The organism is Pseudomonas sp. NFX98 (assembly GCF_047784845.1).
Classification (GTDB): Bacteria; Pseudomonadota; Gammaproteobacteria; order Pseudomonadales; family Pseudomonadaceae; genus Aquipseudomonas.
This window is the reverse complement of record NZ_JBLNNF010000001.1, coordinates 86,284-112,012: the sequence shown is the minus strand read 5'-3', so window position 1 is coordinate 112,012 and position 25,729 is coordinate 86,284. Positions and strand designations below refer to the sequence as shown.

General features: G+C 52.9%; 20 protein-coding genes and 1 pseudogene. 9 read left to right on the top strand and 12 right to left on the bottom strand.

Annotated elements, in window-relative coordinates:
• Window positions 1-136: 136 nt before the first annotated feature.
• The 8 genes from ACM110_RS00475 to ACM110_RS00440 form a co-directional block, all read right to left on the bottom strand.
• Window positions 137-1,678, bottom strand: coding sequence for an MDR family MFS transporter (locus tag ACM110_RS00475; protein WP_416126125.1), 1,542 nt, complete (start codon window positions 1,676-1,678; stop codon window positions 137-139).
• The gene (locus tag ACM110_RS00470; RefSeq protein ID WP_416126124.1) at window positions 1,675-2,841 is read right to left on the bottom strand and encodes an HlyD family secretion protein; all 1,167 of its coding nucleotides are present in this window, start codon (window positions 2,839-2,841) and stop codon (window positions 1,675-1,677) included. The genes ACM110_RS00475 and ACM110_RS00470 overlap by 4 nt, the downstream gene beginning before the upstream one ends.
• Window positions 2,831-3,298: a MarR family winged helix-turn-helix transcriptional regulator gene (locus tag ACM110_RS00465; protein WP_416126123.1), complete on the bottom strand. Its 468-nt coding sequence runs from the start codon at window positions 3,296-3,298 to the stop codon at window positions 2,831-2,833. Before ACM110_RS00465 ends, ACM110_RS00470 begins: the two co-directional genes overlap by 11 nt.
• A 387-nt stretch (window positions 3,299-3,685) precedes the next feature.
• Entirely contained in the window at window positions 3,686-3,886 is a 201-nt protein-coding gene (locus tag ACM110_RS00460; protein ID WP_416126398.1) for a helix-turn-helix domain-containing protein, read from the bottom strand.
• Between the two features lie 839 nt (window positions 3,887-4,725).
• On the bottom strand, window positions 4,726-5,580 hold the full coding sequence (locus tag ACM110_RS00455; protein WP_416126122.1) for a 3-hydroxybutyryl-CoA dehydrogenase: 855 nt from the start codon (window positions 5,578-5,580) through the stop codon (window positions 4,726-4,728).
• Between the two features lie 9 nt (window positions 5,581-5,589).
• Window positions 5,590-6,771, bottom strand: a complete 1,182-nt coding sequence (locus tag ACM110_RS00450; protein ID WP_416126121.1) for an acetyl-CoA C-acyltransferase family protein — start codon at window positions 6,769-6,771, stop codon at window positions 5,590-5,592.
• A 407-nt stretch (window positions 6,772-7,178) separates the two neighbouring features.
• A complete protein-coding gene (locus tag ACM110_RS00445; protein WP_416126120.1) occupies window positions 7,179-9,710 on the bottom strand; it encodes an efflux RND transporter permease subunit in 2,532 nt (843 codons plus the stop codon).
• Between the two features lie 45 nt (window positions 9,711-9,755).
• Window positions 9,756-10,787: a WD40/YVTN/BNR-like repeat-containing protein gene (locus tag ACM110_RS00440; protein WP_416126119.1), complete on the bottom strand. Its 1,032-nt coding sequence runs from the start codon at window positions 10,785-10,787 to the stop codon at window positions 9,756-9,758.
• Between the two features lie 438 nt (window positions 10,788-11,225).
• Between ACM110_RS00440 and ACM110_RS00435 the strand changes: the two are divergent.
• Window positions 11,226-12,332: pseudogene (locus ACM110_RS00435) on the top strand (IS256 family transposase); the annotation flags it as partial.
• Between the two features lie 109 nt (window positions 12,333-12,441).
• Here ACM110_RS00435 and ACM110_RS00430 read toward each other — a convergent pair.
• From ACM110_RS00430 to ACM110_RS00415, 4 genes are all read right to left on the bottom strand, one after another.
• Entirely contained in the window at window positions 12,442-13,227 is a 786-nt protein-coding gene (locus tag ACM110_RS00430; RefSeq protein ID WP_416126118.1) for an enoyl-CoA hydratase/isomerase family protein, read from the bottom strand.
• A gap of 64 nt (window positions 13,228-13,291) precedes the next feature.
• Window positions 13,292-13,999 (bottom strand): TetR family transcriptional regulator, encoded by a 708-nt coding sequence (locus ACM110_RS00425; RefSeq protein WP_416126117.1) that lies wholly within the window; start codon window positions 13,997-13,999, stop codon window positions 13,292-13,294.
• A 658-nt stretch (window positions 14,000-14,657) separates the two neighbouring features.
• Window positions 14,658-14,885 carry a biotin/lipoyl-containing protein gene (locus tag ACM110_RS00420; RefSeq protein ID WP_416126116.1) on the bottom strand — a complete coding sequence of 76 codons (228 nt, stop codon included), beginning with the start codon at window positions 14,883-14,885 and terminating at the stop codon, window positions 14,658-14,660.
• Window positions 14,882-16,903 (bottom strand): thiamine pyrophosphate-dependent enzyme, encoded by a 2,022-nt coding sequence (locus tag ACM110_RS00415; RefSeq protein WP_416126115.1) that lies wholly within the window; start codon window positions 16,901-16,903, stop codon window positions 14,882-14,884. Before ACM110_RS00415 ends, ACM110_RS00420 begins: the two co-directional genes overlap by 4 nt.
• 467 nt (window positions 16,904-17,370) lie before the next feature.
• Here ACM110_RS00415 and ACM110_RS00410 point away from each other — a divergent pair, with 467 nt between their 5' ends.
• The 8 genes from ACM110_RS00410 (at window position 17,371) to ACM110_RS00375 (ending at window position 25,698) form a co-directional block, all read left to right on the top strand.
• Window positions 17,371-18,723 (top strand): aromatic ring-hydroxylating oxygenase subunit alpha, encoded by a 1,353-nt coding sequence (locus ACM110_RS00410; RefSeq protein WP_416126114.1) that lies wholly within the window; start codon window positions 17,371-17,373, stop codon window positions 18,721-18,723.
• Between the two features lie 5 nt (window positions 18,724-18,728).
• Window positions 18,729-19,625 carry an enoyl-CoA hydratase/isomerase family protein gene (locus tag ACM110_RS00405; RefSeq protein ID WP_416126113.1) on the top strand — a complete coding sequence of 299 codons (897 nt, stop codon included), beginning with the start codon at window positions 18,729-18,731 and terminating at the stop codon, window positions 19,623-19,625.
• A gap of 14 nt (window positions 19,626-19,639) precedes the next feature.
• Complete coding sequence (locus ACM110_RS00400) at window positions 19,640-20,797, top strand: acyl-CoA dehydrogenase family protein (protein WP_416126112.1); 1,158 nt, start codon at window positions 19,640-19,642, stop codon at window positions 20,795-20,797.
• Window positions 20,794-21,861 carry an acyl-CoA dehydrogenase family protein gene (locus ACM110_RS00395; RefSeq protein WP_416126111.1) on the top strand — a complete coding sequence of 356 codons (1,068 nt, stop codon included), beginning with the start codon at window positions 20,794-20,796 and terminating at the stop codon, window positions 21,859-21,861. Before ACM110_RS00400 ends, ACM110_RS00395 begins: the two co-directional genes overlap by 4 nt.
• A gap of 8 nt (window positions 21,862-21,869) precedes the next feature.
• The gene (locus tag ACM110_RS00390) at window positions 21,870-22,652 is read left to right on the top strand and encodes an SDR family oxidoreductase (RefSeq protein WP_416126110.1); all 783 of its coding nucleotides are present in this window, start codon (window positions 21,870-21,872) and stop codon (window positions 22,650-22,652) included.
• Window positions 22,653-22,662: 10 nt separating this feature from the next.
• Window positions 22,663-23,442, top strand: coding sequence for an enoyl-CoA hydratase/isomerase family protein (locus tag ACM110_RS00385; RefSeq protein ID WP_416126109.1), 780 nt, complete (start codon window positions 22,663-22,665; stop codon window positions 23,440-23,442).
• Window positions 23,443-24,981 carry a class I adenylate-forming enzyme family protein gene (locus ACM110_RS00380; RefSeq protein ID WP_416126108.1) on the top strand — a complete coding sequence of 513 codons (1,539 nt, stop codon included), beginning with the start codon at window positions 23,443-23,445 and terminating at the stop codon, window positions 24,979-24,981.
• Window positions 24,982-25,515: 534 nt separating this feature from the next.
• Window positions 25,516-25,698 (top strand): transposase, encoded by a 183-nt coding sequence (locus ACM110_RS00375; RefSeq protein WP_416126107.1) that lies wholly within the window; start codon window positions 25,516-25,518, stop codon window positions 25,696-25,698.
• The last annotated feature ends 31 nt before the right edge of the window (window positions 25,699-25,729 follow it).

Genomic DNA, 25,729 nt, shown 5'->3' with positions numbered 1-25,729 from the left:
CATTTCTTCAAATGCGCCTTCGCAGGGTATTCGCCGATCCAGACAGTTAGCAGGACAGGTTGCCACACCGCAGCGCTCAGCGGATTAGCGTGGGCTATGGGTCTCAGTCACTGATTCGCATTGTTTGCTGATTGCATTATTCCAGCACAGGCCCGTGATCATCTTGACTGGTTATTGCCGGTGGCTTGATCATCAATAGCAGGGGTACTACCGCGAGGGACAGCAGCATGAGCAATTTGAAATCATCCAGGTAGGCAATCCACGTCGCTTGCGTGGTGATCATGCCATCGAGCATCGCACGGCCGCTCGCCGTCATGGGATCCAGCAGGCCTTTGAATGGCCCATTGTGCAGCAGGCGATTGAAGCCGGTGATATGGGCGCCGATCTGGGCATGGTTGATCTGGGTGTTTTGCACCAGCAGCACAGTGACAATAGAGATCCCTACGCTCGAACCGACATTACGTGAAAGGCTGTACAGCCCGGTACCGTCAGCACGCAACGAAGTGGGCAGAGTGGCGAAGGCAAGGGTAGACAGCGGCACGAACATCAGCCCCAGGCTAGCGCCCTGGATGAAGCCAACATAGATGATGGTCTGCATCGATACCTGGGGCGTCCAGCCGGACATGAGCCACATTGAACCGGCGGACAACAGCAGCCCCCACAACAGTAGCCAGCGAGTGTCGACTTTACCGATCAGGTTGCCCGCGAAGTACATTGTGACCATCGTGCCCAAGCCGCGCGGCCCCATGGCCAATCCGGCCGTTAGTACCGGATAGCCCATCAGGTGCTGCAAATAGGGTGTCATCAACGCCAGCGACGCCAGGTAGGTAATACCGATGATAAAAATGAACACCACGCTCAGGCTGAAGTTGCGATCCTTGAACAGCGCAAGGCTGATGAACGGTGATTTGGCAGTGAAAGTGTGCACCAGAAACACGTACGCGGACGAGAGTGCAATCACGGCTTCGATGGTAATCTCCAGAGATGAAAACCATCCCAGTTGTTCGCCCCGGTCGAGGAACAATTGCGTGGCCATGATCGCCACGCTGAGCGAACCGAAGCCCAGCCAGTCCAGGCGCGAGTTCTTGTCTGCGGGCGTTTCGGCGACGTAGCGGACAATCCCTGCCAAGGCCAGCAGGCCGATGGGCAAGTTGATGAAAAATACCCAGCGCCAGCTCAGGTTTTCAGTCAGCCAGCCGCCCAGCATCGGCCCCAGCACCGGCCCGACCATAATCGAGACACCAAACAGGGCCATGGCCGAACCGCGCTCCTTGAGTGTGTAGATATCCAGCAGGATGCCTTGGGACAACGGCACCAATGCGGCTCCGGCGAGCCCTTGCAGCAGGCGAAAGGCGACGATTTCCCCCAGCGACTGGGCGATACCGCACAATATCGATGCCAGCACGAAGCCAACGATGGCGCACAGCAACACGGTCTTGCGTCCAAAACGTCGGGCGAGAAAGGCTGAGGGCGGAGTCATGATCGCAGCGGCGACAATATAGGAAGTCAGCACCCAGTTGATCTGGTCGGAGCTGGCCGAGACGCTGCCTTGCATGTAAGGCAGCGCAACGTTGGCGATGGTGGTGTCCAGCGCCTGCATCATGACCGCCAGGACCACGCAGACGGTAATCATCGTCCGGTGGTTGGAGGGCTCCATCGCCGTGCCGCTGTCACTCATGGAGTTGACTTGCCGGCCAGGAAGTTCGGCAAACCACGGGCCAGGCCGGTATCGATTTCGGCTTCGACGCTCATGCCGTGACGCAGAACTGGTTTACCCGCAGTGTCGTCGATACGAATACGCACGGGAATGCGCTGTACCACTTTCACCCAGTTACCTGTTGTGTTCTGCGCAGGTAGCAAGGCGAAGCTTGATCCGGAGGCCGGGCTGATGCTCTCGACCCGGCCATGCCAGATAACGCCCGGATAACTGTCTACCCTGATCTCCACCGGCTGGCCTTCGCGCATGTGGGTCAACTCGGTCTCCTTGGGCGATGCCGAGACCCACAGACGATCCTTGGCCACCAGGTTGAAGCCCGATTGTGGTGGTTGCAGGTAGGCACCGGGGGCCAGGGAGTCGACATTGGTGACGATGCCATCGAACGGCGCGACAACCGTCGCGTTTTTCAGGTTGCGTGCCGCTTCGTCGATCCGTGACTGGGCCTGCAGGTAAGCGGGTTGCGACTGCAGGGGCGAATCGATATGCCCGCCGAGCTGAGCAAGGATGGTCTGCGCCTGAGTCTTGGCCACCGCAACTTTTTGCTCGGAGGTGTCGAGATTGTGGCGGGCATCATCGTAGAGGGTCTTTGACACTGCGGAAACGCTGACCAATTGCTCTAGGCGCGCCAAGTTCTTCTGGTAATAAGGAATTTCCGACTGCGCCTGGGCAATCTCGGCCTGAGCCTGGGCATAACTGGCCTTCAGATTCATGATCTGGTTACGCACATCGGCCAACTGGGCCTGGGCACTTTGCAGCGCAATCTCGAAGGGCTCGGGGCGCAAGCGAAACAGCACCTGACCTTTGCTGACGCTCTGGTTATCGACGACCTTCACCGACTCGACGATACCGGCAACGTCAGTGGAAACACCCACGCGGTCGGCTTGAATGTAGGCGTTGTCGGTACTGATGACCTGGCCTCCAGTCACATACAGCCAGGCGCAGCCCAGCAGGGCAAGGGGCAACAGCAGAAACAATCCTGTGCGGATTTTACGGCGTGAGGGTGGGACCGTATTGTCCTCGACGATTTGCGCAGGGCTAGTCGGTTGCGCCTGTCCGGATTTAGCCGGGGTAATAGGTGACAGTTCAGCCTGAGCGACCTGCTCACGAAAGGCATTACTGTTCATTGGCGAGCTCCTCAGGTTCTACCGGTCTTGCACAGGCCTCTAGCAGGTTCTCGCGCATGCGCCCCAAAAACTGCTGCAATAGCTGATGCTCTTGCTCGGAAAAGTCGACCATGGTTTCACGGCGCGTCTGTTCGCCCAGTTGACGCAACTGCTGCAACGGCAGGTGGGCCGCTTGTGTGAGAAACAACAGGGTCATGCGTCGATCCGTTGGATGCGGTCGACGTTCGATCAAGCCACGCTCCTGCATCTTGTCGAGCAGCCGCGTCAGGGTAATGGACTCGATATCCAAAAGATCAGCGAGGCCTTTCTGATGAATGCCTTCATGGCGCGCCAGCATGGACAGCACTTGCCATTGCGAGCGTGTGAGGCCTGTCTGGCGCGCACGCTGCTCAAAACGCTTGCGCATCAACCGCGCCACATCGTGCAGGACAAAACCGATCGTCTGTTGGGTCGTCATCAAGATCACCGAAAAATACGTAAGCAAGCTTACTATAATTCAACTAATCGGATAGATGATTTTATTTTTATTGGATCTTTGGCGATGTCTGTCGCTACCGCGATAGCTATGCGGGCCATTTATAGGTGGTCTGCTTCGGCGAAGCTATTGGAGGTTGACGTGATTCCTGCAAGCGGGGATCCCATTCTTAATGAAACGAATTCTAATCCAAGTGAAAACTCATGGCGGGGTAAGCGTGCCGGGTAGGTGCTATGCCGGCCCTTGCCAAGAGAGGCTGCGCATTTGAATCGGTAATGTGTAAGTTCTGGTCAAGTAGTGCCGGCTATTTTGGGTTCAGTCGCTTGCTCCCAGGTCAGAATCCGACTCATGGAAAGAAAGCGCTTCAGGCTAGAGGTCCTGGGGTTCGCATTCCAGAACGCTGGCTATGCGATATAGCTTTTCTACGGTGATATTCACTTCGCCGCGCTCAATACGCCCCATATAGCTACGATCGACAGTGCAGGAGTGTGCCAAGGCATCTTGGGAAAATCCTTTGGCTTTCCGTTGTGTCCGTATTATTTCGCCCAATGCCTTTGCAAGCGGATGCATATCCGCCTCGGTCTCCACTGAGGCGGTATCTTGCATTTGCGGATGAATGAGCCACGGACTTATAGTCCGGATTTTGGCCGTTCCGCGAATTTCCCTCCCAGGTGCCTGCATGAGAACGAATTCATCCATTTTCGACAGGCGTCTCTATGGCCTGTTTCAGCATGGTCACCCATCATGCTGTGTGATCACCGCCGGCTAATGAACTGATTTTGCCGCAGGCGCCATATGCGAGCTACTTCTTCAACATAATCGGCTGTTAGCCGCCAGTCTGTGGAGCCCCTCAAACGAGGTGAGCCGATTGAGCGTTTACACTCCGCTGCAAAAGGTATGTTGGAGAACCTCACCGTAGCGAGAGGATTGAGGCCATGGATACAAAACATAGGCTGTCCTTTGCACTGCCTGGCCATACCGGTTTCTCCGCAGTACCTTGGCGCGCCTGATTTCAGTTTCTGCCTCCCAGCTTGGCATCAGATGAGCCAGCGCCAAGACCAGGCGAAGGCCGCTGCCGGGGCGCATGGCTACCGCCAGTTGCTCGGTCTCCAGCGTCGCCACGATGCGCTGCGCGGTGGAGCGCGCGAGCCAAATTTCCTGTGCGAAGGCAGCCAGGCTCAAGCCCTAGGGATTTCGGCCCAAAGAGCGCATCACGGCACAGGCACGCGCAATCACCTGAATGCAGCTCAAGCGCGTTTCGTCGTTGTCGATCTTGTACTTTAGGTTGCTCATTGCTTCCTCGATTCGCTCCGCTGTCGCTCTGCTCTGCGGAATTTGGACTCGCGCCGAATTTTACAGATTCCCAAAATCAATCGGACATCGAAAAGTTCGTGTGACAATCGGAGCGATCAATCATCGTAATTAAAAAAGCCACGACCGCTTTTACGGCCCAGATTTCCCGCCGCAACCATCTCTTTAAGAAGCTGCGCCGGGCGGTATTTAGGATCATCAAAGCCTTCATGCAGGCTTCTTAATGCCGCTAGCAAGGTATCAAGGCCTACTAGATCGGCCAACGCTAAGGGGCCGATGGGATGATTACAACCCAGTTGCATTCCCATGTCGATCTCCTTTGCACTGGCTAGGTTCTCCTGCAGCACGAAAATAGCTTCATTGATCATAGGGCAGAGAATGCGATTAACCACAAAACCTGGGCGATTGCGGACTGTTACTGAACTTTTACCTATCATATCCGAGAGCGCGAGAGCAGCTTTATGCGTCGCCTCGCTAGTCTGCAATCCGCGTATCACCTCAATCAGACTCATGACCGGGACAGGGTTAAAGAAATGCAGACCAATAAACTGTTCGGGGTGTGAGACAGTTGCTGCCAGTTCAGTGATAGATAGTGAAGAAGTATTGGTGGCAATTATACAGTGATCACCTACTGCCACATCGATTTGCTGAAGTATGCGTTTTTTTAACTCAAGGTTTTCGCTCGCGGCCTCGATGACGAAGTTTGCTTGGTTCATTGAGGCGTAATGGGTACTTAACGTGATACGCCCCAAGGCAGCTAGCTTGTCTGAAAGAGATATCGAGTCTTTGCGTAATTGACGCTCCAGGTTGCCCGTGATTGTTGCTAATCCTTTTTCTAGCGCCTCTTCAGATATGTCAATCAGTGATACTTCAATCCCCGCCAATGCGCAGACTTGCGCAATGCCGTTGCCCATGATGCCTGCGCCGACTACCGCGATATGGTGAATATTCATTTTGCGCTCTCAGACCCGTTCAAAAATGACGGCGATGCCTTGGCCGCCGCCAATGCACATAGTTGCCAATGCATATCGCCCACTAATTCGATGTAGTTCATGGATTGCCTTGGTAGCGATGATCGCGCCGGTTGCCCCTACCGGGTGACCAAGTGAAATCCCAGAACCGTTGGGATTCACTTTGTTTGGATCAAGATCTAGCTCTTGGGTGACCGCACAGGCCTGGGCAGCGAAAGCAACGTTGGCTTCGATTACGTCCATATCCGCGACGGTTAAACCTGCTCGTTTTAAAGCAAGGCGCGAGGCAGGTATAGGGCCGAGTCCCATCAGCTCCGGTTCGACACCTGCGTGTGCGTAAGCTACCAATCTGGCGAGGGGGTGCAAACTATGAGTGAACACAGCAGCATCCGTAGCGAGTACCAATGCGGCGGCGCCGTCATTGAGGCCGGACGCGTTTCCGGCAGTGACAGAACCCAATTCCTTAAACGCTGGCTTCATCTGAGCAAGTTGTTCCAGTGACGTAAAACGGGGATGTTCGTCAACAAGGAATTGTTGTGTGCCCCTGCGATTAACGATTTCTACTCCAGCAATCTGTTCTACGAAGCGACCTTCAGCGATCGCGCGCGAAGCGCGACTTTGTTCTTCCATTGCAAGCGCATCTTGCATTTCTCGAGTAATCCCGTTTCGCTTTGCGATGTTTTCAGCGGTGACACCCATGTGGATGCCTAGTAAAGGATCATGCAGAATACCCAGCATGTAATCGATCGCGTGAGTGTTGCCCATGCGTGCGCCCCATCTCACCGATGGCAGCAGATAAGGTCCACGACTCATTGATTCGGCGCCTGCCCCGATAGCGATCTCAGCATCACCCAACAGTAGCGTTTGCGCGGCTGATATTATAGCTTGCAAGCCTGAGCCGCAGAGCCGGTTAACATTGAACGCAGGCGTCTCTTTAGGAATGCCGGCGTTTATCGCCGCAACCCGTGAGAGGTAAGCATCTTGCGGTTCTGTGGGTATTACGTTGCCCATCACTATGCTTCCGATCAATGCTGGGTCTACTTTGCCGCGCTCCATGGCCGACTTGACTGATATCGTTGCTAATTCAGCAAGAGATACATCTTTTAGCGTGCCCCCAAAAGCACCTATTGCTGTGCGCATAGCACTGACAATAAAAATATCGCGAGTTTTCATGATGAACTCCTTTTTATGGGTAATTGAGCTCAGCTGTAGGGCGTTGCATCAACTGCATCTGGATTGCTGGCCGTTCAGTTTTGCCGGGGTGAAAATCGATGGACGTTGGTTATAGTAGTATGCTCTCGCGTTGCCAGCCGCCACGATTCGATGGTTACTTCGAAGGTGACGTAGTTCCTACGGCGAATCAAAATATAATGTATGGGTCTAGCGGAGTACTTTCCGCTATCACATAGGGCGACACTTCGATTATTACTCAATAAGTTTGGGTGTACGCTGGCGTAAATCGTATCGTGCAGCGGTAGTCAATTATTTCAGGCCTTTGGCTCACACGGTAACGTCATACAGACTCGTCCGTAGCAGGTTGCTGCGAGATCCCGGCACCATCGGGTACCGGGCCTTTTTAATTAGATAGGAGTGGGTCTGGCACTTTGCAATCTTTGTGTTTTGTCTATTACAGCCTTTTCAACGTCAGGTGAAGATGGTGAAACCTGAGGGTTTTCAATTTGGATAATTCTTTGATCCTTGAGTAGCAGATTCGACAACGCTGGGATCAACACCAGAGCACCCAACATGTTCCAAAGGAACATAAATGTAAGGAGTATCCCCATATCGGCCTGAAACTTGATGGGTGACCAGGCCCACGTGATAACGCCGGCGGCCATCGTGATTCCGATCAACGCGACTACTTTCCCAGTAAAACTCAGCGCTAGCGTATAAGCTTCCGTGAGGGTAGCACCCAATCGCTGAGCCTTTAGCTGCACGCTCAATAGGTACAATGCGTAGTCGACGCCAACGCCGACGCCGAGGGCGATTACCGGAAGAGTAGCCACTTTTATTCCGATTCCCAGTGCCACCATGAGAGCTTCGCACAGGAACGATGTAATTAGTAAAGGGACCATCGCAACAACTACCGCCCGCCAGCTTCTAAAGGTGATGAAGCAAAGGATGGCCACTGCCGCGTATAACAAACCCAACATTCGGTAGTTGGCTTGCTTCACCACGATATTGGTTGCCGCTTCGATTCCTGACGAGCCAGCTGCTAAGAGAAACTGAACGCCGGAAGTTTGATGGGCTGCGGAGAACTGTTCGACTGAGTTCGTCACCTCCGTCAGGGTGTCAGCTTTGTGGTCCTTCAGGTATGCAATCAACGGTGCGACCGTTCCGTTACCATTGATAGCTCCAGGACTATCAACAATCGCCTGGGACACAGCCTGGCTAATATTTACTACACCACGAGGAATGGTCAGCCATTTTGGGTTGCCTTCGAATTGCCCGAAAGCAGTCTGTCTTAAGCTGTCTGGAAGCGAGCTAGTCGCTAGTACCGACGGCAATTGCTTCAACTGCCAGGCTAGTCGATCCTGCTGGACGAGGGTTTCATACTTAGCCACGCCATCAGGTTCGTCTGCTTTCACGATTACTGCAAATTGATCGCCTGAAAGCCCGTAAAATTTATTAATATAAGCACTGTCTGTGTTATATCGTGAGTCCGCACGAAGCTCCGGCGCGCCTTGATCAAGATCACCGATCTTTAGGTACGAAAAGCTGGTCGCCGCCGCAGCCACGCCCACTACTAATGATACGCCTACTATACGCACCGCAACTTGTCGCTCCGTGCAGCGGATTAAGAGGGCCCATACTTTGCTGCTATTCAGTTTAATGTCTGCCTTGGGTTCCACGCTCCGTTTCGCTGCGCTTTCACTTACACCAATGTACGACAGCGCTACAGGTATGAAGAACAGTTTGGTAAAGACAAGAACGAGGACACCCAGGCTGGTTGTCAAGGCGAGTGTCTTGATAATAGGTATGTCGATAATCATCAACACGGCAAAACCCACAACGTTGGTCAAAAGCGCCGTCAGGCCAGCCATAAACAACCGACGAAATGTATATCGGGCAGCAACGTATTTATGAGTTCCACGCCCTATATCCTGCATCACCCCGTTCATCTTTTGAGCGCCATGGGAGATGCCAATGGCAAAGATCAAGAAGGGCACGAGGATAGAGTACGGGTTTAATTGATAACCCAGCAATTGCATTAAACCCAACAGCCAAATCACACCGCTCAACGCCGTAAATACAAGGAGGGCAGTGCTGCGTATATCTCTGGTGTAAAAATAAATAATGGCTGCTGCAATTGATGCTGAGAGTCCGAAGAATAGGAATACCTTCATGAGGCCGTTGATCAGGTCGCCTGTTAACTTGGCAAAGCCTATAATGTGTACTTTGTAGTCGCCTTTGAAGCGCGTTTCCCCTTGGACTAGTTCAGGGTGTTCAAAAGGTAAGCGAATTTCCTTCTCAAGTTTGTCGGAAAGAACTTTATAATCAATGTTTTCTCCAGTCTCAGCGATTTTGTCCAGTAATGGCACCACAATCATTGACGATTTATAATCTGTGCCGATCATACTTCCCCGCAGATTGGCGCGAATAGCGTTGAGCTTGAAGGTTTTGATCGTCGCCTCGCTTGCGTCGTAGTTGAAAGGCATGACGGGACCGCCCTTAAATCCCTCTTCCGTGATTTCCGTCCAGCGAACAATCGGTGTCCACACTGATCGCATCAACGCGCGGTCGACGCCGGAGGTCAGGAAAATCTTGTCATTGATTTGTCTTAGCACCTCAAGATATTCGGGATTAAATATGTCACCGTCTGACGTTTCCACCACTACTCGAACTGAGTTTCCTAATCCTTTCAATGAGTCTTTATTTTGAAAGTAATTTTTGATGAACGGATGGTTTTGTGGAACCATCTCATCAAAGCTTGCGTTTACGCTGAGCATCGTTGCGCGATACCCAAAAAAGAGTGTGGCTAACGCGCAAAGCACTACGACCCAGAGACGATTATTAAAGACCATTCGCTCCAGTCGATCACCAGAGTTCTTATCAAAATCTTTCAGATTTTGGATTACCGGGAGCTTGTTCTTTTGAGTATCAATGGCCACAGGAATACCTCATTCTTGTTATACACCTTCAGGTGTTCGTAAGGTTCAAGGCTTTTGGATAATCGTTTCCAGGTTCGCGCCCGCAGTGCCAACAATCACGATTGTGTTGTCATCTACGGAAGTGATGCCAGTGAATAACGCCGGTTTTTTTACCGCAATGGACTCGAAAGGTGCCTGGTGATCTTTGGCTTGTAGCAGTTGCGCTCCTTGGCTGACTAGTAGAACCTTTCCATTATCCAGAATAAGTCCTCCAGTGATGGCTGTGTCTATAGTGGTTCGCACAGTTTGCCAAGATCCGCCCCGATCATCACTGCGGTACACTGTGCCACGGAGACCATAAGCGAAAATTGATTTGTCATCAGCGACGACACCAAAGAACGTGCCACTGTAGCCTGTGGTAAGAGCTGTGAAACGGGCACCGTTTTTACCTTTGTGAAAGACTGTACCTTGTTCAGAAGCGATAAAATAATCATCGCCTTGTCGTGTTATCGCGTTTAAATGCAAGGCCTGCGGGTTGTCTATCATTTCCATGATCGGTACCCAAGTGGCGCCCCCATCTTCAGTCTGCATGATTTGGTTAAACGTACCGACGATATAACCATGCTTTTCGTCACTGAAAATCACATCCAGCCAAGGGTGTTCGGGGCCGTTTTGAGTGTTGAGCTTAACGGCTTCAAGGCACTGCTCAGCTTCGCTATTTCCGTTTTGGATTTGCCGTTGATAATATCGGATCATTACCTCACCCGCGCTTCGGCCATCCAATTGCTTAGTCCAAGTTGAGCCCCCGTCCTCGGTTTTAAGCACCACCCCACCGTGACCTACAATCCATCCTTTTTTGGCTGTCGGAAAACTTACAGCGGTAAGATCGGCGTCCACAGGACTCTGGACCTGTTGCCAAGTCTTGCCGCTGTCGTCGGACGTTACAATATGCCCACGCCAGCCGACGGCAACAAGTCGAGCACCCGCACGAGTCACCGCCAGCAGCTGAGTGCGCGCTGCGAGTGGCGAAATCGTTGATGGGCTATCCAGCGGATCTCTGTACTCAGCGTAGGCGGGGCAGAATGAGGTCGCCATCATGAGTGCGCTCGCTAGGATTGCCTTGCGCAGACGGTGACTCCATTGACTGAGGCGCGGGGATAATCCGCTACTTCGGATGGAGATTGGCTGATTCGAAAAACCGTCCGTCAATGAACGATTATGGTGCCAGTCGTGGTAAATAGGCGACGTAACCGCTGGCATTCGCCTGACTCTAGCCGAGGAATAAGTCATGATTTTATTCTTTTTCTACATGGATAACCTAGTTACATAGTTCATCAATTTCTCAGGTCTGTAAACGTTTTTTTGCTGGACAGCTACAGCACGGCTCATGTCCGTGAGCCATCGCGGACCCAATTTTGCGAATGAGTTTCCACGCAAAATCTGCGCAACGATGCGCTTAGATTTGAGCTTCATGATCGTGGCTCAGGAAGTGGTGTAACCGAACCAGCCAAAGGCGCACCTACGGGCGAAAGGGAGTTCGTTGCCCAGCGCTTGATGGATTTCGATGTCGAGGGCCTGTGCGGCGCCGGCTTCGATGTCAAACGCCCTGACCGGACAAACGGCCGCAACGGCTAACGTGATCTCCTTTTGCAAACACGCGTCGGTGACGTTGATCTGAAGATCCGCAAGCTGCGCCAAGGCAGCTATTTCCCCGGCTTCCTGGAGCCACGGCGCACCGCTGAGAATGCCTTGGCAGCGGTGATTAAAGAAGCCTATATCCAAGGCGTTTCGACGCGCGCGGTGAACCGGTCAAGGTCATGGGCATGACTGGGAGTTTCAATAGCCAAGTGTTACGGCTGGCCGGTGAGATCGATGAGCGCGTTCACGCTTTCCTTGATCGCACGCTTGAAGGTGACTGGCCCTATCTCTGGATTGATGCCACCTACGTCAAGATGCGGGAGGCCGGGCGCATCGTCTCGGCTGCCGTAATAATCGCAGTGGCCATTAATACTGACGGGGGTCGGGAAGTGCTGGGCATGCGGGTCGGCTCTCAGAAGCCGAGCCGTTCTGGACAGACTTCCTGCGCGGCCTGATGCGTCGAGGTTTGAGGGCGTGAAGCTGACCGTTTCCGACGCCCACGAAGGCCTGAAGGCCGCTGTTTCCAAGGTCTTCCATGCGACCTGGCAGCGCTGTCGTGCGCACTTCAGACGCCATGGCCCATATCGGCAAAGGTCAGCGCACCATGGTCGAGGCGTTACTACGTACGGTTTTCGCCCAGGACAGCCGTACCGAGTGCCATCAGCAATGACGCTTGGTCCCTGATCAACTGTGTGAGAAGTACCCCAAGATCGCGGTGCTTATGGACGGCTGCGAGGATGAAGCGCTGGCCCACATAGCGTTTCCCAAGGCGCACCGGCAGCAGTTGCACAGCACCAATCCACTCGAGCTGTTGAACGCGGAAATCAAACGCCGCACCGGTGTGATGAAATTTTTCCCAACGATCCGGCTATCACGCGGCTGGTGGGGGCGATGCTGCTGGAGTAGAACGACGAGTTGTGCCTACAACGACGTTACATGCAGTTGGAGGCTTTCGAGACGGTTAGCGATTATCCACAAACCAAGCTGTCGGCCGTAATCAACTAAACGGCAAATTCAATGGCTAGAGCCATGATGAGTTACACCACTTCCCCGGACACGATCAGCTTCATAAACGGTCTTCGGCAAATGCGAAAGGTAAGGCGCCGGGCACCCACTACTCGCCACGAAAGCTGGGGATTCTCTTACTTATGAAAGCGTTGACTCCTTCCGAAAAGTCACGGGTTTCCACGCAGGCACAGAAGGCTGCCCGCTCGGCCTCAAGATGTTCCTTGAGCGTGTGTTGCGTTGAGCTTCTTATCAGCCGTTTTGTTTGAGCCAGTGCTCTCGTCGCAGCGGTTGCCAAGCGGCGTGCCATTTGCGAGCACGCAGCTTCTAACTGCTCGACTGGGTGGACTTGAGTGATCAGGCCGATATGCAATGCTTCAATAGCGTCGAACGGGGTGCTAAGCAACAGCAGTTCCATAGATTTATGTGTGCCGATCAAACGAGGAATATGCCACGATGCCGATGCATCTGGACTTGTACCTATTCCTGTGTAGGCGAGGTTGAATCGAGTGCCCTCAGCTGCGAGCACAAAATCGCACGCGACTGCCAAGCTGACACCGGCTCCGGCAACAACGCCATGAATGCAGGCGATAACTGGAATATCAAGTCGAGTTAGCAGTTCGACTGCTTCATGAAGCGGGTCGATCAAGACCCGCGCTTTCCTGGGGGTAGCGTCTTGCAGATACGCCAGATCGCCTCCGGCACAAAATGCCTTGCCTTTCCCGCTGATGATCGCAACCCTAACCGAGGGTGTTCTCGACACTACTTTCACCGCTTGTAAAAATTCCTCTGCAAGCTCTACGGTGATCGCATTTAGGGCATTTGGCCGGTTGAGCGTAATGCGCGCAACTGCATCGGTGATATCGAGTAATACAGTAGGGGATGGAGTGTTCATTGCGTTTTTTACGCCTTTTAAAAGCTGGGCTAAAAGAAATGACGATAGACAGTTTTTTAAACGACTATTTCGCGCTGTCGGCGGACTTGGGGATTAACTGAGAAAAACGGCTCGCGCCCTGCTTGCTCAACGTGGCGTAGACCGCTCCCAATGCCATATCGACGATTAGTTGGCTTCGTTGATCACGGCTCAAGGGACAAAGCTTAAGCCACGCGGGCAGATTATTAAGAATTCCCACCAGAACCGGGGGAATCGCAAGCTGCACTGCTTCGCTTTCCTCTCTAAGCAGATGGCTTAGTAGCCGCGCAAAATGTGTTTCATAGCGTTGGCGCAGCTTCAGAGTTTTCTCGTGATTGGCTGGACTCAAACACCCTGCCTCATGTTCCGCTAACCAAAAATACCAGCTCTTTTTTTCGTGCAAATGGACGTGTTTCTTGATCAGATTGATCAGTGCACTGCCGGGCTCGGATTGGTTTTTGCGCTGCTTGGGAACTAAGGAAAGCAGATCTAGATAGATGGACTCGATCAACTCAAAAAGCAGCGCTTCTTTGCTTTCGGTATGGTTGTAGATCGAACCCGGGCTGATGCCAATCTGTACCGCCAGATCGCGCATGCTGACATTACTAAAACCGCGCCTAGCGAAGAGCTCTACTGCGGCTTTGCGCGTCATTTCATAGCGTGAATCAGGAACCAAGCTGCGACACTCATTACTACTCGCCGAACTAGGTGCCATGGCTGAGTTATGGGCAGGTGCAGTTGACGCTTTGTACATATCGAACTCCACGAGCACGCGGTGCTTGAAATACAGTGACGAGAACGTAGCGGCAAGGCTAGAGATGCGGTTGGAATGTGGTCATGGGGATGAGTCGAATCTATTTATTAGGGTCTATTGTGATTTCAGTTATCCCTTTCTACATCAACAGTTCACAGCACCTTTGTCGAAACTGGCCATCAGATGGGGCTGATCGCTTGGTTCTCGGTGATGGCAGCTAATTAACTAAAATCACTTTACATCTCGATCATTGTTTTTATTCAAATCAAGCGGAAGTACGCACCACTCGTAAACTTTTAAAGATATTAAAAAGCATGGTTATCCGTAATTCGAGCTTCCGAGAACTTCATTTTTCAACCCCGCTCCCCCCCCCTCTGCTTGCTGCTTTAAATAACGTAACAATCTTGCGCTGCCACATTAGCATTACCCAGGCTCGTCAAAGCACCGGGCTTCGGTTGGGGGGGGGCATAGAACTTTCCCTCATAATTAGAATCGCGAGCTGTGCCCCCAAATTCCGTGCTTCAATCCCAACTCACCTTAGCTCGAACTGCAGCCTATTATGACGATGCTCTGCTTTTGCGTATCTTAAGACTCGCAACAACTGAGCTGTATTCGCTCAAGCCAATGTGCGTTGCCATATCCCGTAAACATCATTAACTCACTCAATCCGTCCTACCAAATGACCGATGGGATAGATTTCCCCCGCTTGAGCAAGAATGGTAAGTCTGCCAGTGGCTGGAGATTCAACATCAAGAACGGACTTATCGCTTTCTATCGAGTAAATCACGTCGCTTTCCGCGATATTTGCGCCATCCTCGGCAATCCATTCCACCAGTTGTACTTCTGATACCGCGTCACCTGCGGCGGGAATTCTAAGTTCAATCATTTCATGATTTCCTGAGCTTTTTTAGCTATGGCGGCTGCGCCTTTGTAATGCAATCCAAGTAAGCCTGCGTGTTTGGGAACCGGCGCGTAGGATCCGGCAACTCGTTGAATTGGAGCTTTTAATTTGCCGAACAGTTCGCTGTAGAGCAACGAAGAGATCTCGGCTGCAGGCCCCATGAAGTCTGTGGCGCGATGGGCGATAACAGCACGACCGGTTTTAGCAACAGACTCAAGAAGAGTTTCTGCATCAAGTGGCACAAGGCTACGTAGATCGATCACTTCGGCGCTGATACCTTCAGCGGCGAGCATGTCGGCAGCTTTTATTGCGTCACCGACGGCGGGCCCATATGAAATAATGGTGACGTCGGAGCCTTCTCGGCGCACTGCTGCAAGCCCCAGTGGAATTCGATATTCTCCCTCAGGCATCTCGGATGTGCCGAACAGGTTCAGCATTGAATGGATGACAATCACCGGATCAGGATCGAAAATAGCGGAGAGAAGCATGCCCTTTGCGTCAGTAGGGTTGTTTGGGTAACAAACTTTCAACCCTGGAGTGTGCATCAACCACGCTTCAGTCGATTGGGAGTGCTGTGCTCCGTTACCCGAGCCCACCAAGGTCATCATAGTCATGGGCACCGACATCTGACCCCCTGTCATGTATCGTGCCTTGGCAGCGTGATTGACCATCTGGTCCATAGCTACCGGCAAGAAATCCATCATCAGTAGTTCACCGACCGGTTTCATACCAGCCAACCCTGCACCGACACATGCGCCGAAGATTCCTTGCTCCGCAATAGGGGTAGATCGAACGCGATCACCGAATTTTGTCGACAGTCCGCGGCTGATGCCCACCACGCCGCTGGCCGGGTCAGCAATGTCCTCACCCAGCATGATTACTTTGTCATCCTGCTCCATTGCAATCATAAGCGCTTCATTGAAGGCGTCGCGCATCGTCGCTTTGCGCATGGGACCAAGTGGTAGAGCTTGAGCGGCGGGTCGTTTGCGACTCATTGGGGTGAATGTCGCGTCGGCGTAGACGTCGCTGAGTAGGTCCGCCTCGGTGAATGGCGCTACAGGAGTCTCCAGAACCATCGCTATGTCTCGCGACACGTCTTCTGCGACGTCTGCATCGATAACGGCAATTTCCTCATCGGTGGCGTGGCCCTGTGCAATTAATTGCGCGCGTACTGTCAATACCGGATCGCGTGCCCGCTCGGCTGCAAGCTCCTCCTGATCCATATACGCGCCGGCGTCAGCGAAGTAGTGACCGCCGAGCCTGTAAGTCGTCGATTCAACGAAGGTAGGGCCGTCTCCTCGACGAGCTCGCGCGATAGCATCATTGAAGGCGTCAGCTAGAGCCTGAGGGTCCCTACCACTAACAGTAAGCCCGGGCATCCGATAGCTTTGTGCTCGTTCGGAGAGTTTTTCTAGTACCGAGTATTCGGATAGTGGCGTCGATTCAGCCCAGCCATTGTTATGGCAGATGAATATTATTGGCAGCTTCCATAGGGAAGCAAACAGCATAGCTTCATGGACGGCGCCAATGCTTGTGGCCCCGTCGCCAAAGCTTACAGTGACAACTTTGCCCGTTTTCTGCAGCTGCGATGCTAGAGCAAGACCTACACCAACAGGCGCGCTGGAGCCAACGATTCCAGTAGTCATCATCAGCCCCAAGTCAGGGCGTGCTAACCCCATTCCGCCCCCTTTTCCACCGCATGCGCCAGACGAATGGCCGATGCTCTCAGCAAGCAACTCACGTAGTGGCATGCCGCGCGCTAGGATGTCGGCCAATCCGCGATAAATCGTCACCATCTGGTCATCCGAGCTCAAGCATTCGGCCAATACCGCTGGTGCGAGCTCCTGGCCTGTCACCGGATAGAAAGAAAATGACATCTTGCCGGCGCGAAGCTGTTTGGAAATGCCTTGCTCTGCTGCACGAATCAGGGCTACGCGGCGATACACCGCTTTCAACGCAGCGCTGGTAAGAAGAGCTTGATCATTGCTTACGGATGTCGTCACGCGGTCGTCTCCCCTGGATCTTATTTTCAACTGCAGTTAGCGCTCGGATGCAAATGCGCCAGAGCGAGTGCAGACAAAATACCATACCAATTTAACTTGTATACCTATTTGTCGATGTGGCGAAGTTTTCCTTGTTCGGAGTTTGTAGCGCTCGGCACCGCCGGCGGGATGGCCGAGCTAGGCGTTGCGTCAGCACTCTTCATTTCCGTTTCTGGCTCGGTCGCCACGGCCATACCCCAGACAACGAGCGCCGAAATTGCCCCCAGGCGCGGCAGGTTCCCGATTATTACATTCCTGCAGTTGGCCATGGCCGAGGCGCTCCGCGACCGCGACGTTTTAACGCGCTGAAAATGGCTTGTATGTGTGAACCTAGTTAACTATATTAGTTAGGTCGACTGTTGCGCATTCTGCACGGCACGGTTTGTGGTCCCGCCTCAGGCGATGGTGGGGCGCAGTAAGGAGAGGGCATGTCCAGCAAAGAAAAGGCTAAAGAGCCATCAATAAGCAAATGGCTGGCTCGTGACCGTCGAATCGCGTCCGACGCGTTTTCGCGGCGCTCGGATGGGGATTTTGGAACAGCGGATCTTCCGATTGAACGGTACACCTCAGCATCTTTTCATGCCCGTGAAATGGGCGCTATGTGGAGTAAGGTTTGGCAAATGGCTTGCCATACCAGCGATATTCCAGAGGTCGGAGACTACATCACGTACGAGATCGGTAGTCGCTCAGTGGTTGTCGTCCACGTTGCTGATGGTGTTTTGAAAGCGTATCCCAACGCCTGTCTGCATCGGGGTATGCAGTTGGTAGATGGCCAAGGACGATCCCCTGCTTTTACCTGTCGTTTTCATGGTTGGTCTTGGAATCTCGACGGCTCTATACGGCGCATTCCTGAGCGCTGGGATTTTCCACAGACTGAGCAACGAAAGATGTGCTTGAAGTCGATCGGGTTGGCAATTTGGGGAGGGTTTGTATTCATTAACTTCGACCCTGACGCTCAACCGTTCGATGAATTCATCGGCGAGTTGCCAGAGCATTTTAGATCTGCGCCGCTCGAAGATCGCCGAATTGCCGTTCACGTTGCGCGGGTGATGCCCGCTAACTGGAAAGTGGCGATGGAGGCTTTTTTGGAGTCCTATCATGTCTCGCCGACGCATCCCCAGTCTGTCACGGTCTCTGAATATGCTGAAACCCAATATGACGTTTATGGGGATAATTTGAGTCGTCTTGCCACTGTATCAGTAGCCCCTGCGACGCCTGCGATGCGCCAGATGACTCCCCAGGACTTCGCAGACTATGTCTCCAAAGGCACCGGTCGCGAGCCCATCAAATTGCGTGAAGGTGAGACCTATCGGAGTTCTTTGGCCGAGCAGAGGCGCGGTGAAGTTGAGAAGATTCTTGGTAAGTCAGTTGATCATCTGACCGACGTCGAAATGCTCGACGCTATCGAATACTTCCTGTTTCCAAATTTTCTACCGTGGTATGGCTTTGGTCTGCCGATCGTGTATCGCTTCCGGCCGAACGGTGATCGCCACGACAGCTCAATCATGGAGATTTACTTGTTGGCGCCTCGCGATCTCTCCATCCCAACGCCAGCAGCCGCAAAAATTGAATGGTTGCCCGATGACCGCCCTTTTGCCGAACACCCAGGCCTAGGCAGGCTTGGGCCGATTTTTGATCAGGATTACGAAAACATCGTCGGTGTCTGGAAAGGCCTCCACTCCACGGTTGAAAAGGGTTTGATTCTAGGCAAATACCAGGAATCTCGAATCCGTCACTATCACAGTCGCATAGACGACTTCATCAACGCTGAAGGGAAATAAAGTCAATGGCAAACGTACCCGATAGCGGCACCGACGAGGATCTCTCCCAGTGTATTTTGTATGAAGTAATCGATGGGCATATTGCCCGGATAACATTGAATCGTCCGCATCGCAAGAACGCTATCTTAACTCCAGACATGAACGACATGTTGTCCGCGGCGCTCACTCGCGCGCAGGATGACGATGAGATAAAAGTGGTGATCCTGGCCGGGGCGGGCAGTGACTTTTGTTCTGGCGAAGACACGAAGAAAATGCCGGTAGAGGCGTTCGGTCTGAAGAAAGGCGGACGTCTGGGACAGTCCAAACGGATGCGCGGTATACGCAAGTTATTGGACAGCACTCTCAACGGAACGATCTGGGGCGACAAGGTGGTGATTCTTGCAGCTCAGGGCGCGGTGCTTGGGCAAGGGTTTTCATTCGCAATGACCGCCGACATTTTGATTTTGAGCGAGGATGCCTATGTCGCTCGGCGTCAAAGTCGCATCGGCTTTGCGGGCTTTGAGACGCAGCTGCCCATGACGATGCTGCGCCTTGGCCTGAACCGTGGCATGGAGGTTTTGCTCACCGGAAGAAAGATGAGTGCACAGGAACTTAAGGAATGGGGCGTCGCCAACTCGGTCGTTCCCCGTGAAAAGCTAGAAGATGAGGCGCTGCGTTATGCCCGGGCTGTAGCTGCGCACAGTACCGATAATTTAATGCTGGGCAAGCGAGCCTTGCAGCAGTACTTCCATGGTCTGGGGGTGGGGGCCTTTATTAATTTTGCGACGGTGGGACATCCTCTTTTCTCTAATGTGGTTTGGCGTGAAGATGAGGTCAACTTCTTGCGCGAGCGTGACCGGGTCGGCGGTCGAGAAGCAATGAATAACATCAACAAAGTCTGGGATGACTTAGGCTTTGACTGAACACGGCGGATATCATGGAATTAAATTACGGGGCTGAGCACGACGCCTTTCGAGCACAAGTACGAGATTTCGTGTGCACTCATTGGAAACACGGCAGCGATACTACCCTGTTTCGCCAGAAAGCAATTGCTCAAGGCTATTTGTATCGAGGGATCCCTAAGCAATATGGTGGTTCGGAACAGCCTTCGGACCCCATCAAAGCACGCATTATCGCCGAGGAATTCGCCGCCGCCAAAGCGCCAGCAGAGATCAGGGGCAATGGTGTCCAAATGTTGGTTCCTACACTTCTTGAACGTGGAGCTGAGTGGCAGAAAGAGCGTTTTATCGCGAAGACACTGAGCGGAGAATACAGATGGGCTCAGGGTTTCAGTGAGCCAGGATCCGGCAGCGATTTGGCAAGTTTGCGTACACGCGGTGAGTTACGAGAGGGCCAATGGGTCATCAATGGTCAGAAAGTTTGGACATCATATGCTCGAGACTGCCAATACATGTTTGCGTTGATTCGCACGGAAGCGCAGGCGCCTAAACATCATGGGATTTCCTATCTGTTGCTGGATCTTAATCAGCCGGGTATCGATATCAGGCCGATGAAACAGATCAACGGCGGAGATGATTTCAACGAAGTCTTTTTCACCGATGCGGTGACGCCTGAGGACTGGATCGTCGGGGCTCGAGGAGAGGGCTGGAGTGTGTCCAAATCCTTGCTTAAGCACGAGCGGAATATGCTCGGCGGCATCGACCGGTCGGAAGCCCTGTTTGAGAGCTTGTTAGGTCTTGCACGGCGCACAGAAAAGGGCGGTATGACGGCGATTCTTGATCCTTGGGTACGAGACCGACTGGCCGCTCTGAAGGCTGAGCTCGAGGCACAACGCTGCAGCAGTTATCTCCAAATGAGCCGTGAACTGTCGGGGCAGGGTGGTGGGCTATTGCAAATGATGAACAAGCTTGTTCAGTCCAACTATGCAGCAGCTGTCGCCAAGGTGGCTAATGCCATTTTGGAGGACGAGAATCTCATCTCCCCCATTGGTAATCCCAGGCCGGGTAACGAGCGCTGGGTTAACCAGTACATGAATTCGTTGGCTGCGGCTATCGCAGGCGGTACGTCAAACATACAGCGAAACATCATCGCCGAGCGTGGTCTCGGTCTACCGCGTGAGGGTCATCAAGAATGAGGTTTGATCTAGATGAGCAGCAACGCGCATTTCAGGATGTGGTTGCCAATTACCTCCAAAAAGAATGCCCTATCAATCGAGCCTTGGCATCCCATGAAACGGCTGGTCCTGACTTCGACTTGTGGCGCGGGCTCATGGATCTGGGGATTGGGGGGATGCTGGTTCCTGAACAATACGGTGGATTGGGTCTTGGTTTGCTCGACTTGGCGGTAGTTGCTGAACCGGTAGGCCGTTTCGCGATGCCAGGGCCTTTTTTTGAGCACGCGCTCGCTACGCTAGCGATTACCTTAGCGGGCAGCGATGATCAAAAAACCAAATGGTTGCCTGGGCTGGTTTCCGGCGAGCTCCGTGCCACAGTGGCCTTGGCAGAAGCGAAGGGGCAGTGGACAGCTGACTCTTGGACGCTCGATGGAGTGGATCAGCTGACAGGGGCCAAAAATTACGTTTTACACGCTGATGGCGCAGACTTGATCGTGGTGGGCCTAAGCGGGGGCCAATTGGGAGTTGTCCAAAAAGGTGCATCTGGTTTGTTCTTTACGCAGGTGTCATCTACCGATGCAGGTCGGCAGTTAGCCCACATTCAGTTCAACAGTACGCCATTTGAACGGATGATTCACCCCGCAGGCCCGCGCGTGGTTGATGCCGGCCTGATCCTTCTTGCCGCGGATGCTTTTGGCGGCGCGTCCCGATCAGTTCAAATGGCTGTTGACTACTGTAAAGAGCGCGAGCAGTTCGGCCAAGTTATTGGAGCATTCCAGGCACTAAAGCACCAACTTGCCGACATGGCTCTTTTGGTTGAGCCTGCAATGGGACTCTATTGGTTTGCGGCTCATATGTTCGATACCCATCCGCCTGCTGCTCATGAAGCGGCAGCGTTGGCTAAAGCTCATATCACCGAAATATACCCTGAGATCACCCGCCGTATGATTGAAGCGCACGGTGGCATTGGCTACACCTGGGAGTACGGTGCCCATATTTGGCTAAAGCGTGCTTTGTTCGATCAAGCCTACTTGGGAATGCCGTCGGCGCACCGCGCTCGCGTTGCCACGCTATCAGGTTGGTAGGAGTCTCCATGACAGGTAAAACAGTATTCATCTCTGGCGGTACCAGCGGCATCAATTTGGGTATTGCGAAAGCTTTCGCGGCTCAAGGAGATAAGGTTCTAGTCTTTGGGCGCAATGCTGAAAAAGCCGAGGCTGCGGCGCTGAATATACGAGAGCAGACAGGGGGGGTCGCATTGGCAGGTAGTGCCGATGTACGCGATATCGAGGCCATCAGAGCGCTGTTCGATAAAGCCAGCAAGGAGCTAGGCAAGCCCAATGTAGTGATTGCAGGCGCTGCTGGTAACTTTATGTCCCCTGCAGTAGGCATTTCCGCCAACGGCTTCAAAACCGTTGTCGACATTGATCTCTTGGGCACCTACAACGTGTTCCGTGCCGCCTACGATTTTATCATTACGCCTGGAGCTTCACTCATCGCTATCACGGCGCCACAAGCGGTACAGCCATTGCCGCAGCAGGTTCACGTCTGTGCTGCTAAAGCCGGAGTGAACATGATTGTTAAGGTATTGGCAATGGAATGGGGCCAAGCGGGCATTCGAGTAAATGCTATCTCACCCGGCCCAATTCGCGGTACCGAGGGGGTCGAGCGCATGGCGCCAACAGAAGAAGACAAGATCAAATGGAGTGCGCACACCGCGCTCCGCCGGTTTGGCAATGCCAGTGACATCGCCAATGCCGCTATATTCCTATCTTCAGAGATGGGCGGCTACATTACGGGAACCATTCTTGATTGCGATGGTGGAATGAAATTGGGTGATGCAAGTGGTGATTTCATCACACTTCCGAAACGCTGAGGACACTGTCATGACCGAAATGGTTACATTCGAAGTGGGCGACGATCATGTAGCCACTATTACCCTGAATCGCGACGACAAGTTGAACGCTATAAATGCTGAAATGATGGCGGAGATAAAGCGTCTATGGCAAGTCGTGCGCGATGATGATCATGTCCACAGCGTGGTTTTTCGAGCACAAGGCCGTCGTGCCTTTTCGACAGGTTTGGATCGCGTTCAGGGTTTCAAATATCCTGACAATATTTGGAACAAGCCTGATCCTGGCGAAAGCCTTGATCCTAAACACCACAAATTATGGAAACCTGTTATATGCGCAATTAACGGTATGTGCGCAGGGGGCGCGTTTTATGTGGTAGGCGGTTCGGATATCGTCATTGCTTCGAATGAAGCGACATTTTTTGACCCTCATGTGGACTTCGGTCTGGTTGCCGCGCTCGAACCGATAAGCATGTCCCGGCGTATGCCTCTTGGTGAGATCCTCCGAGTTTCCCTAATGGGTGTTGAAGAACGATTGGGAGCCGAACGGGCATACCAAATTGGGTTGGTAACTGAGGTAGTCCAACACGAGGAGTTATTCGCCCGGGCTCATCAAATCGCTGCAGTCGTTGCGTCCAAACCATCTGTGGCAACACAGGGTACTGTAAGGTCAATCTGGGAATCGTTAGATACTGGGCGTTCCCAAGCGATGGCTCGAGGCTTGCACTATACCCAGTTAGGAAATCCTTTAGGCATAGCCCAAGTAGAAAACATGCTGCAAAACGGCAAACGAAAACCCTACGAGATTCGTTAAATGTCTGGAATCGCCGAACACATCGTCCTTGCAACCATTGCTGGCGGCGACCTAGCCGCCATTAACTTCGAGGGGCAGGCGCTGAGTTGGTCGGCCTTGTCTGATGCAATCGCTGGGCTGAGTAGTTTACTGGGTCAATCGGGGCTCGGTGACGAAAGCATCATTGGCCTACTTGGCCGTAATCGACCAGAGCAGCTTACTGGCTTCATTTCAATTCTTGGGGCCGCTCGGGGGTGCTTGCTGATAAACGCCATCCGCCCTGTAAATATGATTGCCGAAGAAGTGGTGTCCCTAGATCTGGGGTGCCTGCTCGGTAGCCATGCCGACCTGTCACCGGAAGTAGTTGCCGCTGCGAAAGCGGTAGGTTGTATGGTGGTTGCCGTCACGGTCTCTCGAGGAACGGTGTCGTTTGAAACGATCTTGAAAAGGTCGTGCAAGGTTTTCCGCACTCGCAAGCCAGGTGTGCTCATCGAAATACAAACTAGTGGTACGACTGGTGTTCCGAAACGCATTCCGATCGCTGAACGTACCCTTCAGTCTTCCTTGCGGGATGGAGTACGAAGCGCCAAGGGGACTGTGGACCATTTCGAGCTAAAACCACAAACCTCTCCTACCTTGATGTTTGGTCCCTTAGTGCATACGGCGGGTACATTCAACACTTTGATGTCCGTCTTTGAGGTGAGGCCGATTGTTCTCTTCGAGAAATTCGATGCTGAGCTTTACCGTCAGGCGTTGGTTAAATATCGTCCAAAATTCGCGGCATTGCCACCTACTGCCATTAAGATGATGGTCGACAGCGATGCCACACGTGACGATTTTTCAAGCGTCAAAGCCGTGCGTGCGGGAACCGCCCCACTTTCTGTCGAACTGCAATTGGCCTTTGAAGAAAAGTTTGGAGTAGCAGTGCTCACGACTTACGGTGCAACCGAATTCATGGGAGTAGTGACAAGTTGGAGTCTTGAAGACCATGGTCTGTTCTCGGATAGAAAGCGCGGGAGCGTTGGGCGTGCTACCAAGGGGGCACAAATTCGCATTGTGGACACTATTACCGGTAAGCCTGTGCCATCCGGTGAGCAGGGTATTTTAGAGGCCAAGCTTCAAAGAATTGACGACTCGAAGGAGTGGATCCGTACGACCGATCTAGCTCGTCTGGACGATGACGGCTTCCTTTACATTATCGGACGAGCTGATGATGCGATCATTCGCGGAGGGTTCAAAGTCATGGCGGGTAAAGTCGCTGATGTACTCAAACTTTATCCTGGTGTCTACGAAGCTATCGTTCTAGGAGTGCAGGACGAGCGGCTGGGAGAGGTTCCTGTGGCGGTGATTGAAACCTATCCTGGAGTCAGGTTAGACGAGTCAGCCATCAAAAGCTTTTCAAAGGAAAAGCTGACCCCTTACGAGGTTCCAGTCCGCTTTCATCAGATTGAGCGTTTACCGCGAACGGTGTCCGATAAAATTAGTCGCCCAGAAGTTCGAAAGTTTCTGGAAAGTCTGGCTGACGAACAATGTATGGCAAAATCGCTTCGTTCTCAGTAGCGGAACGCTTAATGTGAGGCGTCTAGGCGGCAAGTCAGAAAAGCCCAGACGCGCTCACTGAAAACTGTTCAAGATCGGCGGTTGCTATCGCGCCCGCAGTAGCAATGAATTTTGTGATTGAGAACTCTCAAACCCGACACTCCCCTTGGAAAAAGTTATCCCGGCCTGGGTATTAAGAACTACCACGGGTTTAATTAGTCGCCAGCAAATTACACCTGAGTGACCGGACGGCACACAGGATGATCAGCAGCCGGCCTTGGCAGGGGATACAGCTCTGATTCGAATTCAAAATAACGGCCCAAACGTCAAGGCGCTGTCACTGCCCCTCGCATGAACACTTATAGCTACCATGCACACTTAGCACCTTATGATGAAGTTTCTAGCAAGCACCCGAGCGTCGGTAATGGTAGTGATAGTAGCTTAGGTGCTTAAGCGTAACCGTCCGGCAAAGTCACCTAGCGAACTCCAGCATTAAGGACGATGGTGTCCGCGTATTTTTAAGCGGAAGCCACCACCCTTATCGCCAGGATTTTCATGCGCCAACGAAGCTCTTACCCCAAACCATTCAAAGCCCAGATCATCCGGGAATGCCTACAGCCCGGAGCGACGATTTCCAGCGTAGCCATCCATCACTGCATCAATGCAAATGTAATCCGCAAGTGGCTACCGGCCTACCGGGACAATCGCCTGCAACCTTGCCGGCTTTCGCTCCGGTAAAAGTGATACCAAGGCGTGCAACAGGAGAGTC

Coding starts and splice junctions, on each gene's coding strand:
- ACM110_RS00475 (WP_416126125.1), bottom strand. CDS start 1,678: ATGAGTGACAGCGGCACGGCGATGGAGCCCTCCAACCACCGGACGATG.
- ACM110_RS00470 (WP_416126124.1), bottom strand. CDS start 2,841: ATGAACAGTAATGCCTTTCGTGAGCAGGTCGCTCAGGCTGAACTGTCA.
- ACM110_RS00465 (WP_416126123.1), bottom strand. CDS start 3,298: ATGACGACCCAACAGACGATCGGTTTTGTCCTGCACGATGTGGCGCGG.
- ACM110_RS00460 (WP_416126398.1), bottom strand. CDS start 3,886: ATGCATCCGCTTGCAAAGGCATTGGGCGAAATAATACGGACACAACGG.
- ACM110_RS00455 (WP_416126122.1), bottom strand. CDS start 5,580: ATGAATATTCACCATATCGCGGTAGTCGGCGCAGGCATCATGGGCAAC.
- ACM110_RS00450 (WP_416126121.1), bottom strand. CDS start 6,771: ATGAAAACTCGCGATATTTTTATTGTCAGTGCTATGCGCACAGCAATA.
- ACM110_RS00440 (WP_416126119.1), bottom strand. CDS start 10,787: ATGATGGCGACCTCATTCTGCCCCGCCTACGCTGAGTACAGAGATCCG.
- ACM110_RS00430 (WP_416126118.1), bottom strand. CDS start 13,227: ATGAACACTCCATCCCCTACTGTATTACTCGATATCACCGATGCAGTT.
- ACM110_RS00425 (WP_416126117.1), bottom strand. CDS start 13,999: ATGTACAAAGCGTCAACTGCACCTGCCCATAACTCAGCCATGGCACCT.
- ACM110_RS00420 (WP_416126116.1), bottom strand. CDS start 14,885: ATGATTGAACTTAGAATTCCCGCCGCAGGTGACGCGGTATCAGAAGTA.
- ACM110_RS00410 (WP_416126114.1), top strand. CDS start 17,371: ATGTCCAGCAAAGAAAAGGCTAAAGAGCCATCAATAAGCAAATGGCTG.
- ACM110_RS00405 (WP_416126113.1), top strand. CDS start 18,729: ATGGCAAACGTACCCGATAGCGGCACCGACGAGGATCTCTCCCAGTGT.
- ACM110_RS00400 (WP_416126112.1), top strand. CDS start 19,640: ATGGAATTAAATTACGGGGCTGAGCACGACGCCTTTCGAGCACAAGTA.
- ACM110_RS00395 (WP_416126111.1), top strand. CDS start 20,794: ATGAGGTTTGATCTAGATGAGCAGCAACGCGCATTTCAGGATGTGGTT.
- ACM110_RS00390 (WP_416126110.1), top strand. CDS start 21,870: ATGACAGGTAAAACAGTATTCATCTCTGGCGGTACCAGCGGCATCAAT.
- ACM110_RS00385 (WP_416126109.1), top strand. CDS start 22,663: ATGACCGAAATGGTTACATTCGAAGTGGGCGACGATCATGTAGCCACT.
- ACM110_RS00380 (WP_416126108.1), top strand. CDS start 23,443: ATGTCTGGAATCGCCGAACACATCGTCCTTGCAACCATTGCTGGCGGC.
- ACM110_RS00375 (WP_416126107.1), top strand. CDS start 25,516: ATGCGCCAACGAAGCTCTTACCCCAAACCATTCAAAGCCCAGATCATC.